General features: G+C 71.1%; 13 protein-coding genes and 2 pseudogenes. 10 read left to right on the top strand and 5 right to left on the bottom strand.

Annotation, left to right across the window (positions count from 1 at the left end; genetic code table 11):
- Positions 1–14 precede the first annotated feature (14 nt).
- From QFZ58_RS15515 to QFZ58_RS15495, 5 genes and pseudogenes are all read right to left on the bottom strand, one after another.
- Positions 15–1,079 carry a 2-oxoacid:ferredoxin oxidoreductase subunit beta gene (locus tag QFZ58_RS15515; RefSeq protein ID WP_307125505.1) on the bottom strand — a complete coding sequence of 355 codons (1,065 nt, stop codon included), beginning with the start codon at positions 1,077–1,079 and terminating at the stop codon, positions 15–17.
- A complete protein-coding gene (locus QFZ58_RS15510; protein WP_307125504.1) occupies positions 1,072–3,027 on the bottom strand; it encodes a 2-oxoacid:acceptor oxidoreductase subunit alpha in 1,956 nt (651 codons plus the stop codon). Before QFZ58_RS15510 ends, QFZ58_RS15515 begins: the two co-directional genes overlap by 8 nt.
- Positions 3,028–3,406: 379 nt before the next feature.
- On the bottom strand, positions 3,407–4,066 hold the full coding sequence (locus tag QFZ58_RS15505; protein ID WP_307128876.1) for a response regulator transcription factor: 660 nt from the start codon (positions 4,064–4,066) through the stop codon (positions 3,407–3,409).
- A gap of 267 nt (positions 4,067–4,333) precedes the next feature.
- Positions 4,334–5,690: pseudogene (locus tag QFZ58_RS15500) on the bottom strand (sensor histidine kinase).
- Between the two features lie 267 nt (positions 5,691–5,957).
- On the bottom strand, positions 5,958–7,253 hold the full coding sequence (locus QFZ58_RS15495) for a sensor histidine kinase (RefSeq protein WP_307125503.1): 1,296 nt from the start codon (positions 7,251–7,253) through the stop codon (positions 5,958–5,960).
- A 172-nt stretch (positions 7,254–7,425) separates the two neighbouring features.
- On the opposite strand from QFZ58_RS15495, the gene QFZ58_RS15490 reads away from it, so the two are divergent.
- From QFZ58_RS15490 to QFZ58_RS15445, 10 genes and pseudogenes are all read left to right on the top strand, one after another.
- On the top strand, positions 7,426–7,827 hold the full coding sequence (locus QFZ58_RS15490) for an NADH-quinone oxidoreductase subunit A (protein ID WP_307125502.1): 402 nt from the start codon (positions 7,426–7,428) through the stop codon (positions 7,825–7,827).
- Positions 7,818–8,462: an NADH-quinone oxidoreductase subunit B gene (locus QFZ58_RS15485; protein ID WP_307125501.1), complete on the top strand. Its 645-nt coding sequence runs from the start codon at positions 7,818–7,820 to the stop codon at positions 8,460–8,462. The genes QFZ58_RS15490 and QFZ58_RS15485 overlap by 10 nt, the downstream gene beginning before the upstream one ends.
- Positions 8,459–9,733 (top strand): NADH-quinone oxidoreductase subunit C, encoded by a 1,275-nt coding sequence (locus tag QFZ58_RS15480; RefSeq protein WP_307125500.1) that lies wholly within the window; start codon positions 8,459–8,461, stop codon positions 9,731–9,733. The genes QFZ58_RS15485 and QFZ58_RS15480 overlap by 4 nt, the downstream gene beginning before the upstream one ends.
- Positions 9,730–10,698 carry a complex I subunit 1 family protein gene (locus QFZ58_RS15475; RefSeq protein ID WP_307125499.1) on the top strand — a complete coding sequence of 323 codons (969 nt, stop codon included), beginning with the start codon at positions 9,730–9,732 and terminating at the stop codon, positions 10,696–10,698. The genes QFZ58_RS15480 and QFZ58_RS15475 overlap by 4 nt, the downstream gene beginning before the upstream one ends.
- A pseudogene (locus tag QFZ58_RS15470) lies at positions 10,698–11,247 on the top strand (NADH-quinone oxidoreductase subunit I). The gene QFZ58_RS15475 and the pseudogene QFZ58_RS15470 overlap by 1 nt, the downstream one beginning before the upstream one ends.
- Positions 11,244–11,915: an NADH-quinone oxidoreductase subunit J gene (locus QFZ58_RS15465; protein WP_307125498.1), complete on the top strand. Its 672-nt coding sequence runs from the start codon at positions 11,244–11,246 to the stop codon at positions 11,913–11,915. The pseudogene QFZ58_RS15470 and the gene QFZ58_RS15465 overlap by 4 nt, the downstream one beginning before the upstream one ends.
- Positions 11,915–12,328 carry an NADH-quinone oxidoreductase subunit NuoK gene (gene nuoK, locus QFZ58_RS15460; RefSeq protein ID WP_307125497.1) on the top strand — a complete coding sequence of 138 codons (414 nt, stop codon included), beginning with the start codon at positions 11,915–11,917 and terminating at the stop codon, positions 12,326–12,328. The genes QFZ58_RS15465 and nuoK overlap by 1 nt, the downstream gene beginning before the upstream one ends.
- Positions 12,325–14,325 carry an NADH-quinone oxidoreductase subunit L gene (locus tag QFZ58_RS15455; RefSeq protein WP_307125496.1) on the top strand — a complete coding sequence of 667 codons (2,001 nt, stop codon included), beginning with the start codon at positions 12,325–12,327 and terminating at the stop codon, positions 14,323–14,325. The genes nuoK and QFZ58_RS15455 overlap by 4 nt, the downstream gene beginning before the upstream one ends.
- Positions 14,326–14,352: 27 nt before the next feature.
- A complete protein-coding gene (locus QFZ58_RS15450; protein WP_307128875.1) occupies positions 14,353–15,903 on the top strand; it encodes a NuoM family protein in 1,551 nt (516 codons plus the stop codon).
- Positions 15,900–17,435, top strand: coding sequence for an NADH-quinone oxidoreductase subunit N (locus QFZ58_RS15445; RefSeq protein WP_307125495.1), 1,536 nt, complete (start codon positions 15,900–15,902; stop codon positions 17,433–17,435). Before QFZ58_RS15450 ends, QFZ58_RS15445 begins: the two co-directional genes overlap by 4 nt.
- Positions 17,436–17,556: the final 121 nt, after the last annotated feature.

The raw sequence follows: 17,556 nt of genomic DNA, 5'->3' as shown, positions 1-17,556 counted from the left end.
GGCGTGACGAACGGTCAGCCCACGACCGTCCAGGTGTCGTTGCCCGCCAGCAGCGTGCTCAGGTCGCCCTTGCCGTGCTGCTCGATCGCGGTGTCGAGCTGGTCGGCCATCAGGGTGTCGTAGACGGGGCGTTCGACGCTGCGCAGGACCCCGATGGGGGTGTGGTGCAGGGTGTCCGGGTCGGCGAGGCGGGAGAGGGCGAAAGCGGTGGTGGGGCTGGGGTTGTGGGCGTCGTGGACGAGGACGCGGGACTGGTTCTCCTCCGTGACGGCGACGACCTCGAGGTCACCGGTCAGCGCGTCGCGGACGACGCCCTTGCCGCCGTCGGCCCCGAACCGGATCGGCCGGCCGTGCTCCAGCCGGATGACGGCCTCCTCGGCCCTCTCCTTGTCCTTCAGGGCGTCGAAGGCGCCGTCGTTGAAGATGTTGCAGTTCTGGTAGATCTCCACCAGTGCCGTGCCGGGGTGGTTGGCGGCGGCGCGCAGCACGCTCGTGAGGTGCTTGCGGTCGGAGTCGATGGTGCGGGCCACGAAGGAGGCCTCGGCACCGATCGCCAGCGACACCGGGTTGAAGGGCGCGTCGAGCGAACCCATGGGCGTCGACTTGGTGATCTTGCCGACCTCGGACGTCGGGCTGTACTGGCCCTTGGTGAGCCCGTAGATCCTGTTGTTGAAGAGCAGGATCTTGAGGTTGACGTTACGGCGCAGGGCGTGGATGAGGTGGTTCCCGCCGATGGACAGGGCGTCGCCGTCGCCCGTGACGACCCACACGCTCAGGTCGCGGCGCGAGGTGGCCAGTCCGGTCGCGATGGCGGGTGCCCGGCCGTGGATCGAGTGCATCCCGTAGGTGTTCATGTAGTACGGGAAGCGGGAGGAGCAGCCGATGCCGGAGACGAACGTGATGTTCTCCTTGGCCAGCCCGAGCTCGGGCATGAACCCCTGCACGGCCGCGAGGACGGCGTAGTCACCGCAGCCCGGGCACCAGCGCACCTCCTGGTCGGACTTGAAGTCCTTCATGGACTGCGCGCCCTCGGCCCTGGGGACCAGGTGGAGGAGTTCGTTGGCGGGGGCGTCAGGCACCGTTGGCCTCCTTGATGGCTGTGGCGAGCTGCTCGGCCTTGAAGGGCATTCCGTTGACCTGGGTGTAACTGCGTACGTCCACGAGGTACTTGGCCCTCAGCAGGGTCGCGAGCTGTCCGAGGTTCATCTCCGGGACGACGACCGTGTCGTACCTCTTCAGCACGTCCCCGAGGTTCTTCGGGAACGGGTTGAGGTGGCGCAGGTGCGCCTGGGCGACGGTCTCGCCCGCCGCGCGCAGCCGGCGGACGGCCGCGGTGATCGGCCCGTACGTCGAGCCCCAGCCCAGGGCGAGAGTGCTCGCGCCGGCCGGGTCGTCGACCTCCAGGTCGGGGACCTCGATGCCGTCGATCTTGGCCTGGCGGGTGCGGACCATGAAGTCGTGGTTGGCCGGGTCGTAGGAGATGTTCCCCGTGCCGTCCTGCTTCTCGATCCCCCCGATCCGGTGCTCCAGCCCCGGCGTGCCCGGTACGGCCCACGGCCGGGCCAGCGTCCTGGGATCCCGCTTGTAGGGCCAGAACACCTCTGTGCCGTCGGCGAGTTCGTGGTTCGGGCCGGTCGCGAACTGCACGCGCAGGTCGGGCAGGGTGTCGATCTCGGGGATCCGCCACGGCTCCGACCCGTTCGCCAGGTAGCCGTCGGACAGCAGGAAGACCGGGGTGCGGTAGGTCAGGGCGATCCTCGCCGCGTCCAGGGCCGCGTCGAAGCAGTCCGCCGGGGTCCGGGGAGCGACGACCGGGACCGGGGCCTCGCCGTTGCGTCCGTACATCGCCTGCAGCAGGTCCGCCTGCTCCGTCTTCGTCGGCAGGCCGGTCGAGGGACCGCCGCGCTGGATGTCCACGATCAGCAGCGGCAACTCCAGCGACACCGCCAGACCGATCGTCTCCGACTTCAGCGCCACCCCGGGCCCCGAGGTCGTCGTCACCGCGAGGGACCCCCCGAAGGCCGCACCGAGCGCCGCACCGATCCCCGCGATCTCGTCCTCGGCCTGGAACGTCCGCACGCCGAAGTTCTTGTGCTTGCTGAGTTCGTGCAGGATGTCCGAGGCCGGGGTGATCGGATACGAACCCAGGTACAGCGGAAGATCCGCCTGCCGGCCCGCTGCGATCAGCCCGTACGACAGGGCCAGGTTTCCGGAGATATTGCGGTACGTGCCCGTGGGAAAGGCGTGCGAAGCGGGGGCGACCTCATAGGAGACCGCGAAATCCTCGGTCGTCTCGCCGAAATTCCAGCCCGCCCGGAAAGCCGCCACGTTCGCCTCGGCGATCACCGGTTTCTTCGCGAACTTCGCCCGCAGGAACTTCTCCGTACCCTCCGTCGGACGGTTGTACATCCACGACAGCAGCCCGAGGGCGAACATGTTCTTCGACCGCTCGGCTTCTTTACGGGAAAGCCCGAAGTCCTTCAGCGCCTCGATCGTCAGCGTCGTCAACGGCACCGGGTGCACGTTGTACGCCTCGAGCGATCCGTCCTCCAGCGGCGACACCGCATATCCGACCTTGGCCATGGGACGCTTCGTGAATTCGTCCGTGTTCACGATGATGTCGGCCCCGCGCGGCACGTCGGCGATATTCGCCTTGAGCGCCGCCGGATTCATCGCGACCAGCACATTCGGTGCGTCGCCCGGCGTCAGGATGTCGTGGTCCGCGAAATGCAGCTGGAACGACGACACGCCCGGCAGCGTCCCGGCAGGGGCCCGGATCTCGGCCGGAAAGTTCGGCAGCGTCGACAGGTCGTTCCCGAACGACGCCGTCTCCGAGGTGAACCGGTCACCCGTCAACTGCATGCCATCACCCGAGTCACCCGCGAAACGGATGATCACCCGGTCCAGGCGGCGGATTTCCTTCTCGGTGGTGCCGGTTCCATCGGTAAAGGGGGCGCTGTGCTCCCCGATGACAGCCTCGCTGGCCTCATCGGTCTTTCCGGCTGGGCTACTGACCTGGCTGGTCACTGAACTGGACCTCCCTCGGGGCGGCGGCACGGGACCGGCCGGCCCGCCGGCGGTCCAGGCCCCACCCTACTTCTGTAAGGGTCGCCTTCCTTGGACCGATCATATGGTGGACGCGATTCCGAGACATGAATTCTTCCGACTCCGTCCCATTTCACAAGCCCCGGCCGCAGTCACCCCGACCCTGCGGACTCAGCCTTTCGACGTAGGCCGGTGGTTCCGGATCAGGTTCCGGATCGCGTTCCCCGGAGGTTCCGGATCGGGTTCCGATCATGGTTTTCCGGTGGGGCGTCGATCATGTTTCCGGCGCGCGGCTCCAGGACGCGGTTCCGGATACCGTTGATGGATCACTGCCGGTGGATCACGCGGTTCACGTGGGCCGTCAGGATTTGAGGTAGGTGAGAACCGCCAGTACGCGACGGTGATCCCCGTCACTGGGTGACAGGCCCAGCTTCATGAAGATATTGCTGACGTGCTTCTCCACGGCCCCGTCGCTGACCACCAGCTGCTTGGCGACCGCGGAGTTCGTCCGTCCCTCGGCCATCAGACCGAGGACCTCCCGTTCGCGCGGCGTGAGCCCGGCCAGCACGTCCTGCTTGCGGCTGCGGCCCAGCAACTGGGCCACCACCTCGGGGTCCAGCGCGGTCCCGCCCTGCGCCACCCGCACCACGGCGTCGACGAACTCCCTGACCTCGGCCACCCGGTCCTTGAGCAGGTATCCGACGCCCCGGCTGCTGCCCGCCAGCAGTTCGGTGGCGTACTGCTCCTCGACGTACTGCGAGAGCACCAGCACCCCGATGTCCGGGTACTCCTTGCGCAGCCGTACCGCGGCCCGCACACCCTCGTCGGTGTGGGTCGGCGGCATCCGCACATCGGCGACCACGACGTCCGGAAGCGCGTCCAGCGCGGCGAGGTCACCCACCGTCTTGATCAGTGCCTCGGCATCGCCCACCCCCGCCACGACCTCGTGTCCCAGATCGGTCAGCAGCCGGGTGAGTCCCTCCCGAAGCAGTACCGAATCCTCGGCGATGACGACCCGCACCCTGTCCTCCACGACGTTGTGTCCCCCACTGTCGGTCCTGCTCCGCGCACGCCGCTCGGTGCGGCGCCCCCTGCTGCCCCCAGCATCCCAGCATCAGTGCCCGGACGGGCCCTGTCCCGCGGTTTGCCGACGCGGGCAGCGCGGGTGGCCGACCGGTCGCGCGCCGCCGCGCCCCGGCCGCCGCGGAGCGGCCGGGGCGCGGGCGCGCGGATTCCTGCTCGCGAGCCTTCGCGCCGGGATCCCCGTACGGGAATCCGGCGCGGCGTCTCAGCCCCGCCAGGGGAGCTCCGCGGTGACCGTGGTGGGGTCCCCCGGCGGGGGAGTCGACGACGAGGATGCCGTCCACCGCGTCCAGCCGCTCCGTCAGCCCTGCCAGCCCGCTGCCCGACGACACATCGGCTCCGCCGCGCCCGTTGTCGGTCACCTGCAGCATCAGCCGGTCCGCCGCCCTCCACACGTCGACCGAGGCACGGGTGGCCCGCGCGTGCTTGCTCACGTTCTGCAGCAGCTCGGACACGGTGAAGTACGCGATGCCCTCTATGGCCTGTGCGGGCCGCGCCTCCAGGTCCACCACGACCTTCACGGGGACGGTGCAGCGGGAGGCGATGGCGGAGAGTGCGGCGTCCAGGCCGCGGTCGGTGAGGACGGCGGGGTGGATGCCGCGGGCGAGGTCGCGGAGTTCCTGGAGTGCGACCTTCACTTCTCCGTGGGCCTCGTCGACCATGCGGGCGGCGGCTTCGGGGTCGTCCGTGAGTTTCTCCTTGGCCAGGCCGAGGCCCATGGCGAGGGCGACGAGGCGGGCCTGGGCGCCGTCGTGGAGGTCGCGCTCGATGCGGCGCAGGTCGGCGGCGGCGGTGTCCACGACCACCCCCCGGTCCGACTCCAGCTCCGAGACCCGGGTCGCCAGGCGGGAGGGGCCGAGCAGGCCGACCACCATCAGCCGGTCCACCGACGCCAGACCGCGGATGATCCACGGCGTGACCATGACGATCACCAGACCGAGACCGCTGGTCAGCGACAGGTCCAGGGACGAGTCCAGGTAGACCTGGTGAGTGCTGTCGCCGTACAGCTGCACGCCGTCGACGCCCACGTAGGCCGGAAAGACCCAGTGCCACAGCGGATAGGTGAACGCGGCCCACCCGTACGCCCAGAACGTCAGCGAGACGGCGAACGCGAAGACCGCCCACGGCAGGTGCAGCAGCGCGTAGAGCAGGTGCCGCCAGGACACCCCGCTCCTGAGGACCGCGCCGACCCACGACAGCAGGCCGCCCGTCCTCCCGCGCACCGGAGCGGGGTCCGCCACCTCGAGTTTCAGCAGCCCGCGCGCCCGGCTGCGCTCCATCGCGCCGAAGCCACGGCACACGACCAGTCCGGCGGCGAGGACGGGGATGCCGAGGAAGGTGATCAGCATGCCCAGGCCCAGCGAGGTCATGGTGACCGCGAAGCTGAACAGCACGACGCTGATGGGCAAGCTCAGCAACAGATAGCCCAGCTCACGCCAGGTGCGCGCCTCGAAGGGCGCCCGCACCGCGGCCGGGAAGAAGTGCTGCGCCGGGGGGCGGCCCCCCGATCCGGCCCCGGGGCCCTGGAGGTCCCGCGTGCCCGGTCCGTATGCCGTGGCCATCAGTGGCGTCCGTCCGTTTCTTCTGGGCGGGGACATCCCGCCGGTCGTCCGGGCGGGAGTTCCCGCAGGTCGTTTGCGGGGACTCCCGCAGGTCGTTTCGGCGGGGACTCCCCGCGTGCCGTGGTGGCGGGGGCGTCCCGCGTGCCGGTACGACGCCGGTACCTCAAGACTGCTGCGGCCCGGCGTTTCGCACCATGAGGGCGGTCGCCGTATCGGGCCGGGGGTTTTCCCCACCCCCTGGCCCACGGAACTCCGACGCACGTGTGCTCAGGCGCCCGCTGTCGCGACCTCCGCGCGGTCACGCCAGGGCAGCTCGGCGGTGACGGTGGTGGGCCCGCCGGCCGGACTGTTCACGACGAACACCCCGTCGACCGCTCCCAGCCGCTCCGCCAGACCCGACATGCCCGTGCCGCCGTCCAGCCGTGCGCCTCCCACACCGTCGTCCCGCACCTCGATGAGCAGCCGGTCCCCCGTGCGCCGGACCTCGACCGACGCCGACCGGGCGCGGCTGTGCTTGCTGACGTTCTGGAGGAGCTCGGACACGGTGAAGTACGCGATGCCCTCGATGGCCTCCACCGGCCGGCCGGCCAGCTCCACCGACACGTCCACGGGGACGGTGCAGCGGGAGGCGATGGCGGAGAGTGCGGCGTCCAGGCCGCGGTCGGTGAGGACGGCGGGGTGGATGCCGCGGGCGAGGTCGCGGAGTTCCTGGAGTGCGACCTTCACTTCTCCGTGGGCCTCGTCGACCATGCGGGCGGCGGCTTCGGGGTCGTCCGTGAGTTTCTCCTTGGCCAGGCCGAGGCCCATGGCGAGGGCGACGAGGCGGGCCTGGGCGCCGTCGTGGAGGTCGCGCTCGATGCGGCGCAGGTCGGCGGCGGCGGTGTCCACGACCACCCCCCGGTCCGACTCCAGCTCGGCGATCCTGCGCTCCAGCTCGTCGGAGGGCGACAGCATGCCACGCACCATCGCCCGGTCCGCGTTCGCCAGCCCCCGCGCGATGAACGGCAGTACAGGCCAGAGCACGAACAGGCCCACCAGCGTCACGGCGAACGTCGCCACACCCCACGGCAGGCGGATGAACGAATACAGCATCGCCCTCCAGGCCACCGGGTCCTTCAGCCCCGACCACAGCCAGGGGAAGAAGCCGTGGCCCCGGTGGCTGCGCACCATCGGGCTCGGCTCCTCGATCCGCACCCCGAGCATCCCCCGCGCCCGGCCCCGCTCCGCACGGCCGATCCCGCGGGCGCCCCGCAGCCCGAGGGCGAGCAGCGGCAGGCCGACCACGGTGACTGACAGCCCGAGGCCCACGCCGACGAGGAACACCGTGTACACGAACCCGGCGATCGCCATCGGAAGATTGGCCAGGAGATAGGCGATCTCCTTCCACGTCCACCGGTCGAAGGCGAAGCGCGCGGGCGGCGGCGCGGTGTCGTCGTGCCGCGCGGGGTCCGACGGGTCACGGTCCGCGGGGCCGGCGTCCACGGGGCCGTGGTCCGAGGGGCCGGCGTCCGCGGGGCCGTGGTCCGACGGGTCGTGGTCCGGCAGCGGAGGGCTCAAGGTCATACGACCAGCCTGCCGGGCGGGGGACGCCCACGCCATGGGGTTCGTGGGTGAGGTGAAGTAGGGATAACCCCACCCCTTGTACGACGCGGCTGCTTACCCGTTCTTTAACAGGGCCTAGACTCCCGTGCGTACGTACAGACCGTCGAACAGGTTGAGGGAGCGAGGGGCGGACGTGGCGGACGTGCCGGGACCGACCGTTCTCGCGTCGGACCATTTCCAGAGCTACTCAGTCGTCGGACTGCTCGCCCTCGTCGGCGTGCTGTTCGTCGCCGTCGCCTTCGGGGCCGGCCGACTGCTCAGGCCCGTGGTCCCGACGCCGGAGAAACTCCTCACGTACGAATGCGGCGTGGACCCCGTGGGAGAGGGCTGGGCGCACACCCAGGTCCGCTACTACGTCTACGCCTTCCTGTACGTGATCTTCGCCGTCGACTCGATCTTCCTGTTCCCGTGGGCGACGGTGTTCGCCGCGCCGGGGTACGGCGCGACGACCCTGGTGGAGATGTTCATCTTCCTCGGCTTCCTGGCCGTGGGACTGCTCTACGCATGGAAGAAGGGCGTCCTCGAATGGGCGTGACGAGCCGGCCGAACCCCGAACCGCTGCCCGATCCGACGCTGCTGCCGGAACCGAAGAAGCTCGGCGTGCTGTCCCGGCTCGCACCCGAACCGATGAAGGTGGTCCTCAACTGGGGCCGCCGCTACAGCCTGTGGGTCTTCAACTTCGGACTCGCCTGCTGCGCCATCGAGTTCATCGCCGCCTCCATGGCACGGCACGACTTCATCCGGCTCGGCGTGATCCCCTTCGCGCCAGGCCCCCGGCAGGCCGACCTCATGATCGTCTCCGGCACGGTGACCGACAAGATGGCCCCGGCCGTGAAGCGGCTGTACGAGCAGATGCCCGAGCCGAAGTACGTCATCTCCTTCGGCGCCTGCTCCAACTGCGGTGGCCCCTACTGGGATTCGTACTCCGTGACGAAGGGTGTCGACCAGATCATCCCCGTCGACGTGTACGTACCCGGCTGCCCGCCCCGGCCCGAGGCGCTGCTCCAGGGCATCCTCAAGCTCCAGGAGAAGATCGCCGGCGAGTCGCTCGCCGAGCGCTACGCCGAGCACGGGACGGCCCGCCCGTCGACCGCGGCCCTGCGCAGCGGTCTCGTCGCAGGCCCGCAGGCCCCGCAGGCCCCGCAGGCCCCGGGGGAGGAGCCGAAGTGAGTGCCGCCGACACGTACGCCCGGCTGCCCGACGCCGTCACCGACGTCTTCGGCGAGGAGGCGACGGCCGCGTACGCGTACGACCTGCTGACGGTCGACGTCCCCGCCGCTTCCTGGATCGCCGCTCTCGAAACGGCCCGCTCCGCACTCGGCTGCAGTTATTTCGACTGGCTGAGCGCGGTCGACGAACCGGGCACCGGCTTCCGCGTCTGTGCCCATGTCGCGGCCCTGGGCGAGGGCACGGTCCGGCGCCTGCTCCTGCGCACGACGGTCCCGCACGAGAGCCCCGCCCTGCCCAGCGCGGTCGGTGTCTACGCGGGCGCGGCCTGGCACGAGCGCGAGACGTACGAGATGTTCGGCATCGGCTTCGAGGACCACCCGCACCTGGTCCCCCTGCTGCTGCCCGAGGGCTTCGAAGGGCACCCGCTGCGGAAGGACTTCGTCCTGGCGGCCCGGGTCGCCAAGGCCTGGCCCGGTGCGAAGGAGCCGGGCGAGTCGGAGCACGGCGGGCCCAAGCGGCGAACGATGTTGCCGCCCGGAGTGCCCGATCCCAATGAGTGGGGCCCGCTCAAGGGGCAGCTCCCACCCGCTCCGGCCCGGCCGGCCCGAGGGGCGCGCGCGGCGGGCGCGGCGGGCGACCGCCCGGTGCGCCGGGCCCGCAGTGCGAGCGAGGGCTCGGCGGCACAGCGGCCGGACGCGACGGAGACCCCGCAGGCGGCGCCTCCACGCCGTACCCGCAGCGTCTCCCAGGGGTCGGCGAGCCAGGCCGCCGGCCCGGCACCCACGCCCCCGGCCGGTCCGGCGGACGCCGGCACGGCGCGGAGCGGCGGCGACGCGGCACGCGGGACGGGTGCGGCCGGCGGCGCGGACGCACCTTGGCACGACGCGCGCCCCGCGTTCGGCGACACCCCGGAGCAGCAGGCGCCGGAACGGCCTGAGCCGCCGGCCGAGCCCGCGTCTTCGCAGGAGGCCGCGCAGGCGGAGCCCGGGTCGGCACAGGAGCCCGCGCCGGCGCCCGTACCGGAGCCCGAGCAGCCGTCGGAGCCCGCGTCGGCGCCCGAGGCCGAGCAGCGGTCGGAGCCCGCGTCGCCGGATGCCTCTGCGCAGGGTGACGCCGACGGCGACCGGAAGAGTGCCCCCGAGCCCGGCCGCGAGCCCGAGCCCGACCGCGATTCCTCGTCCGGAACCGACCGGGCGGACCGAAACAACCGAACCGACCGTCCTGACGGTCCTGACGGTCCCGACCGTCCCGCCGGAGGCGATGCCGCGTGAACGACGTACTCGACGTCGCCTTCCGGCTCGTCATCGTCTTTGCCGTGTTCATGGTCGTCCCGCTCGTCGTGGGGCAGGCGGAGCACAAGGTCATGGCCCACATGCAGGGCCGGCTCGGCCCCATGTACGCGGGCGGCTTCCACGGGTGGGCGCAGCTCGTCGCCGACGGGGTGAAGTTCGCCCAGAAGGAAGACGTCGTGCCGGCCGCCGCGGACCGCCGTGTCTTCCAGTTGGCGCCCGCCGTCGCCCTCCTCCCGTACCTCCTCGTGCTCGTCGCCATCCCGATCGGCCCCGGCGAAGGGGCGGTCGGGCAGGTCGTCGACGCGGGCATCTTCTTCGTGCTCGCCGTCATGGGCGTCGGCGTGCTCGGCTCGCTGATGGCGGGCTGGGCCTCCGCCAACAAGTTCTCCCTGCTCGGCGGTCTCCGCACCGCCGCCCAGCTGCTCGCCTACGAACTGCCGATGCTGCTCGCCGCCGCCTCCGTGGCCATGGCGGCGGGCACCGTCTCACTCCCCGGCATCCTCGACGCCTTCGAGTGGTGGTGGCTGCCCTGGCAGATCGTCGGTGCCCTGGTCTTCTTCGTCGCCGGGCTCGCCGAACTGCAGCGGCCGCCCTTCGACATGCCGGTCGCCGACTCGGAGATCATCTTCGGCGCGTACACCGAGTACACCGGGCTCCGCTTCGCCCTGTTCCTCCTTGCCGAGTACGCCGGAATCGTCGTCCTGTGCGGGCTGACCACCGTCCTCTTCCTCGGCGGCTGGCACGGCCCGCTCGGCGCCGACGGCCTCGGCTGGGTCTGGACCCTGCTCAAGGCCGCCGTGCTGGCGTTCGTCGTCATATGGCTCCGTGTCACTTACCCCCGGCTGCGCGAGGACCAGTTGCAGAAGCTCGCCTGGACCACGCTCATCCCCCTCGCTCTCGCGCAGATCGCGCTCACAGGCATCGTGAAGGTGGCGATCAACTAGTGCCTCCGATCCCCGGTTCAGGCCTGGCCAAGGGTCTTGCCGTCACCCTGCGGACCATGACGAAGCGGACGGTCACCGCCCAGTACCCGGACGTCCAGCCCGAACTGCCGCCCCGTAGCCGCGGCGTCATCGGCCTGTTCGAGGAGAACTGCACGGTCTGCATGCTCTGCGCCCCGTGAGTGCCCCGACTGGTGCATCTACATCGACTCCCACAAGGAGACGGTGCCCGCGGCCACCCCGGGCGGCCGTGAGCGCAGCCGCAACGTCCTGGACCGCTTCGCGATCGACTTCGCCCTCTGCATGTACTGCGGCATCTGCATCGAGGTGTGTCCCTTCGACGCCCTGTTCTGGTCGCCGGAGTTCGAGTACGCGGAGACGGACATCCACGAGCTCACCCACGAGCGGGACAAGCTCCGCGAATGGATGTGGACCGTGCCGGAGCCGCCCGCACTCGACGCGGCGGCCGAGGAACCGAAGGAGATCGCCGCCGCCCGCAAGACGGCCGACAAGCTCCGGGCCCAGGACGCCGAACAGGGGGGAGCGGAGTGAGCCTCGCAGCCACCGGCCACCCCGGCTTCCTGTCGCCGACCGGCGTGGAGATCGCCTTCGTCCTGGTGGGCGTCGCCACCCTCGGCGCGGCCCTCGTCACCGTCACGACCAGGCAACTCGTGCACGCCGCCCTCTGGCTCGTCGTGGCGCTCGGTGGTCTGGCGGTGGAGTACCTCCTGCTCACGGCCGAGTTCATCGCCTGGGTGCAGGTCCTGATCTACGTCGGCTCCATCGTCGTCCTCCTTCTCTTCGGGCTCATGCTCACCCGGGCACCCATCGGCCGGTCCCCGGACGCCGACTCGGACAACCGGTGGGCCGCCGTGGGCGTGGCCGGGGCCTCGGCCGCCGTGCTCGTCTGGGTCGTCGTGGACGCATTCCGTACGACGTGGATCGACCTGGACGGTCCCGCCCAGGGCTCCACCAAGGCCTCGGGCGAATTCCTCTTCCGGCACTGGGTACTGCCCTTCGAAGCCCTGTCCGTCCTGCTGCTCGCCGCTCTCGTCGGCGCGATCGTCCTGTCCCGCAAGGACCGGGAAGGCCGGGCGGGCACGGGCCGGGTGGGTCCGTCGGGCACGGGCCGGCAAGGTCCGCCCGGGGAGATCCCGGCAGTCGCGCCCCGCCGGGCCCGGGAAGGCGCGTCCCGCAAGGACCGAGAGGACAAGAGCTGATGCACCTCGCCTATCCCGCCGTGCTCGCGGTCCTCCTCTTCTGCGTCGGGTTGTACGGCGTGCTCGCCCGCCGCAACACGATTCTCGTCCTGATGTCCGTCGAACTGATGCTCAACGCGGTCAACCTCAACCTGGTCGCCTTCGACGTCTGGCTCCGCGACGCACTCCACTCCGGGCAGGCCCTCACCCTCTTCACGATCGCCATCGCCGCAGCCGAGATCGGCATCGGTCTCGCGATCGTCCTGGCCGTCTACCGCAACCGCGGCAGCTCGGACATCGACCGACTCCGCGACACGGCCGAGACCGACGACGCCGAAGCGCTCCCCGACGACGAGGGCGCCGCCGCCGACGGCACCGCAGACCAGGCCACTGCTCCGGCAGGGAAGGCAAAGAAGGCAGAGGCCACCGCGTGACCACCACGACCCTTGCCGTCCTCGTCCCCCTCCTGCCCTTCCTCGGCGCGGCCGCCGGTCTCCTCCTCGGCAGAACAGCCCCGCGCTTCGTCCGGCCCCTCGCCGTGCTGCCCACCCTCGTCGCGGCCGTCATCGCCGTCGTCGTGGCCGTACGCCAGGGCGGTGGGCGGGCCATCGACGCGTCGACCGAGCTCACCCCCACCGGCTCCGTCCCGGTCGACCTCGCCCTGCACCTCGACGGATTCGCCGTCCTGGTCGCCGTCCTCGTCGGACTCGTCGCGACCTGTGTCCAGGTCTACTCGACCGCCTATCTCAAGGACGACGCCCGCTACCCCTCGTACGCGGCCCTCGTCTCCCTCTTCACCTCCGCGATGCTGCTCGTCGTCTACTCCGGCGACCTGATGGTGCTCCTGGTCGGCTGGGAGATCATGGGCATCTGCTCGTACTTCCTCGTCGGCCACTACTGGGAGACCCCCGAAGCCCGCGCCGCCTCCTTCAAGGCCTTCCTCGTCACCAAGCTCGGTGACGTGCCCTTCCTCATCGGCCTGTTCGCACTGGCCGCCGACACCGGCACCTTCCGCATCACCGGTGTCCTGGCCGCCGTCGGCAACGGTGGACTCGACCACCCCACCCTCGTCGCGTTGCTGCTCCTCGCGGGCGTCGCCGGCAAGTCCGCACAGTTCCCCCTGCACACCTGGCTGCCCGACGCGATGGCCGGCCCCACCCCCGTCTCCGCGCTCATCCACGCCGCCACGATGGTCGCCGCCGGCATCTACTTCGTCGCCCGGCTCCTTCCCGTCTTCGCCGCCTCGGGCGCGGCGCTCGTCGTCCTCGCCGTGATGGCGGCCGTCACGATGATCGGCTCCGGCCTCGCCGCCCTCGCACAGGACGACATCAAACGTGTCCTCGCCTACTCGACCATCGGCCAGCTCGGCTACATGTCCGGCGCCCTGGCCGTCGGCGACCGCGGGGCCGCCGTCTTCCACCTGATCTCGCACGGTGCGTTCAAAGCCGTCCTCTTCCTCGCCGCGGGCGTCGTCATCCACGCCGCGGGGACCAACTCACTCGCCGCCATGTCCCGCATGAGCGGTCTGACCAAGCGCGTCCCCGACGCCTACTGGACGATGACGGTCGCCTTGCTCGCGCTCGCCGCCATCCCGCCGTTCGCCGGTTTCTTCTCCAAGGAGGCCGTACTCGTCGCCGCCGAGCACACCGCCCTCGGCGACCGCGACGTGGCCCCGGCAGCGGCCGGCTGGACGGTCCTCGTCGCCGGACTCGTCGCCGCCCTGCTGACCGCCGCCTACGCCACCCGCCTGTGGCTCCTCGCGTTCCGGGGACGCGGCACCGACCTGCCCGACCACGGCAGGCAGCCCGCCGCCATGACCTCCGTCCTGTGGATCCTCGCCGTCCCCACGATCGCCTTCGGCCTCACGGCCGGGGCCATCACCGACTGGTTCGACGGGCACAGCCTCACCCCGACCCTCACGACCGCCGTCCTCTCCACCGGCGTCGGTCTCGTCGGCGGACTCGTCACCTACGGGGCCTGGCGCCACACCACTGCGCTCGCCACGCGTCCCCCGGTGGGCGCGGTCGCCGCTCACCCCGACGCCGAGCCGGCCCTCGTCGAGGCCGCGGCGATGGCGTCGCACACCGCCGCCTACGGCACCATCGCGGGCGCGCACGACCCCTCCGACCCCGGACGCCTCCTGCTCGGCCCCCTGCACCGTCACGCGGTCACCGGCTTCCACCTCGACGCCCTCTACGCGACGCTCTTCGTCCGCCCCGTCCAGGCCGCAGCCCGGCTCGTCCGCTTCCTGGACCGCGAGGTCATCGACACCTACGTACGCGGCTCGGGCAGCCTCGCCCGCGGCCTCGGCATCGCGGTCCGCCGGGCCCAGACGGGCAACGTGCAGACCTACCTCGGCGCGCTGCTCGCCGGAACCCTTGTCCTGGCGATCGCCGCCGTCGTCTTTGCCAACGTCAACGCCGGGGCGTGAGCCGTGTTCGATATCAGCGCATCCGTGATGCAGTTCCTTCTGGCGTTCGTCGTCGTCGCGCCGCTCCTCGGGGCGGCCGCCGCGCTCCTGCCCGCCCCTCCGGGGCTCAGGGGGAGGAACCCCGACCAGGCCGTGCTCCGCCACGGCGTGACCGTGACCGGCGCGGTCCTGCTGGCCGTGCTCGTCCTCACCGCCGGCTTCGACCACGACCACCCGTCCAGGATGCAGGCCACCACGGACATCAGCTGGATCCCGGCACTCGACGTACGGATCCACCTCGGTACCGACGGCATCTCGCTCCCCCTCCTCGTCCTGACCGCGCTGCTGACCTTCCTCTGCGCGCTCTACAGCTACTTCAAGCTCCCCGCAGGCCCCTCCGCGAAGGGCTTCGTCGCACTCGTCCTCCTCCTCGAGTCCGGCACGCTGGCGACCTTCGCCGTCCTCGACCTGCTGCTGTTCTTCCTGGCCTTCGAGATGGTCCTCATCCCGATGTACTTCCTCATCGCCCGCTGGGGCGGCGACCGGAAGCAGCCCGCCGCCTGGAAGTTCATCCTCTACACGCTGCTGGGCTCCGTGGTCATGCTGCTGGGGCTGCTCCTCATCGGACTGAAGAGCGGCACCTTCGACATGGTGGCACTCGCCACTGACAACGGCCGCGGCCTCACCGCGTCCGTGCAGGTCGTCGCCGTACTCGCGATCGGCATCGGGCTCGCCGTGAAAACCCCGATGTGGCCTCTGCACAGCTGGTTGCCGGACGCCCACACCGCAGCCCCGACCGTCGGCTCCGTCCTCCTCGCCGGTGTCCTGCTCAAGATGGGCACGTACGGCTTCGTCCGCGTCCTGCTCCCCGTCGCGCCCGACGGGATGCGTACCTTCGCGCCGTACCTCGCCGCGTTCGCCGTCGTCGGCATCGTCTACGGATCCCTGGCCTGCCTCGCCCTCGCCCGCCCCGGCGCCAAGGGCGACCTCAAGCGCCTGATCGCCTACTCCTCCGTGGGCCACATGGGCTTCGTCCTCCTCGGCATCGCGACCATGACCCCCACCGGAGTCAACGGCGCCCTGTTCGCCAACATCGCCCACGGCCTCATCACCGGCCTGCTGTTCTTCCTGGTCGGCGCCATCAAGGACCGATACGGCACTGCGGACCTGGACACCCTCTCGGGAGCCACCGGGGCCGCCCTCTACGGCCGCGCCCCCCGCCTCGGCGGCCTGCTCGCCTTCGCGGCCGTCGCCTCGCTCGGGCTCCCCGGCCTCGCCGGGTTCTGGGGTGAGATGCTCACGCTCTTCGGGGCCTTCGACCCCGCCGACGGCCTCAGCCGCCCCGCCTTCCTCACCTTCATGTCCATCGGCGCCGTCGGCACCCTGCTCACCGCCGCGTACATGCTCATCGTCGTGCGCCGTGTGTGCATGGGCGGGAACCGCGAACAGCCGCATCCGGTCGCCGACATCCAGAGCTACGAATTCGCCGCCTGGACACCGCTCGCCGCCCTCACCGTCCTCGCCGGACTCTGGCCGGCCGTCCTCCTCGGCCTCACCGACCCGGCCGTGCAGAAGCTCCTCGCAGGAGGCAAGTCGTGACCGTGGCAGCCGACAGCGCAACCGGGGCCGGGAGCCTCGTCCAGTCCGTCGACTGGCTCGCGATCGCACCCCCCGTCGTCGCGGCGTCGGTGGCGCTCGTCGTCCTCGTGGCCGACCTGTTCGTCTCGGAACGGCGCAAGCCGCTCCTCGGTTACGGCGCCGTCGCCGGACTCGTCGCCGCACTCGCCCTCCTCGTCCCCCTGCGCGCCGGGGACCGCTCGACCTTCTGCCTCACCGGCACGGCCGACGCGTGCAGCTACACCGCCGACCACTTCGCCCTCGTCATCCAGGCCCTCGTGCTCGGCGGCGCCCTGCTCACCGCGCTGCTCTCGCTCGGCGACACCCGCACACTCCCGGCAGGCGAGTTCTGGTTCCTGCTGCTGTCCTCCGCGGCGGGCGCCGCTCTGCTGCCCGCGGCCCGCGACCTCGCCACCCTCGTCGTCGCCCTCGAAGTCGCCTCGCTCCCCGCCTTCGCCCTCGTCGGGATCAGGCACGGCGACCGGCGTTCCTCCGAGGCGGCCCTCAAGTTCTTCCTGTCCTCGGTCGTCGCCACCGCCGTCATGCTGCTCGGCGTCAGCTTCGTCTACGCGACGACCGGCACCCTGCACCTCACGCGGATCGCCGCCCGCCTCGACGACGTACCCGGCCAGTTCGACACCCTCGTCAAGGCAGGGGTCGTCCTCACGCTCGTCGGCTTCGCCTTCAAGACGGCCGCCGCACCCTTCCACTTCTGGGTTCCCGACACCTATGTGGGAGCTCCGCTCCCCATCGCCGCCTACCTCTCGGTCGTCGGCAAGGCCGTCGGCTTCTCCGGGCTGATCCTCGTCACCGTGATCGGCTTCCCGTCGTACGCCGACGTCTGGGGACCCGCCCTCGCCGTGCTCGCCGCCCTCACCATGACCGTCGGAAACGTCGCCGCACTCCGGCAGAGTGCCACCCGTGCCCGCAGTGCCGTGCGCCTCCTCGCCTGGTCGTCCGTCGGTCAGGCCGGTTATCTGCTGGTCCCGATCGCCGCCGCCGCGTACTCCAGCGACGAGCAGATCGGCTCCACGGTCGCCTACGCCCTCATGTACGCCGTCGTGAACCTCGGGGCCTTCGCCGTGGCCTCCCTCGTGGCCCGCACCCACCCGGGCAACCGCCTCACCGACTACCGCGGCCTGTACGCCACCCGCCCGTGGGCCGCACTCGCCATGGCCTTCTTCCTGCTCTGCCTGGCCGGCCTGCCGCCGGGCATCATCGGGCTCTTCGCCAAGGTCACGGTCTTCTCCGCGGCCGTCGACGCCGGGCTCGGCTGGCTCGCCGTGGTCATGGCCGTCAACGTCGTGATCGCGCTCTACTACTACCTCCGGTGGACCGCGGCGCTCTTCCGCGCCCCGGAGAGCGCGCCCGACGGCGAGCCCGTCCCCGCCCAGCCAAGGCGCCGCGTCCCCGCACCTCTGACCACCGCGATCGTCCTCACGGCCGTTGCCGCGCTCGTCCTCTCGGGAGCGCCGCAACTGGTTCTCCGCTTCGCGTCGGTCAGTCTCTTCTGATCCGTTCCCCTCCCGCCGGGTGCTGTCGCCTCGGGCCACTCGGGCAGCCGAATGATCGGTTTGCCCACGAAGGCGCGCTCAGGGCATGGTCTTGCGTGCGGGTGTCACCTGAACAGAGCAA

Origin of the sequence: Streptomyces sp. B1I3, from assembly GCF_030816615.1 — a bacterium.
Lineage (GTDB): Bacteria > Actinomycetota > Actinomycetes > Streptomycetales > Streptomycetaceae > Streptomyces.
This window is presented reverse-complemented; position numbering and strand designations above follow the sequence as displayed.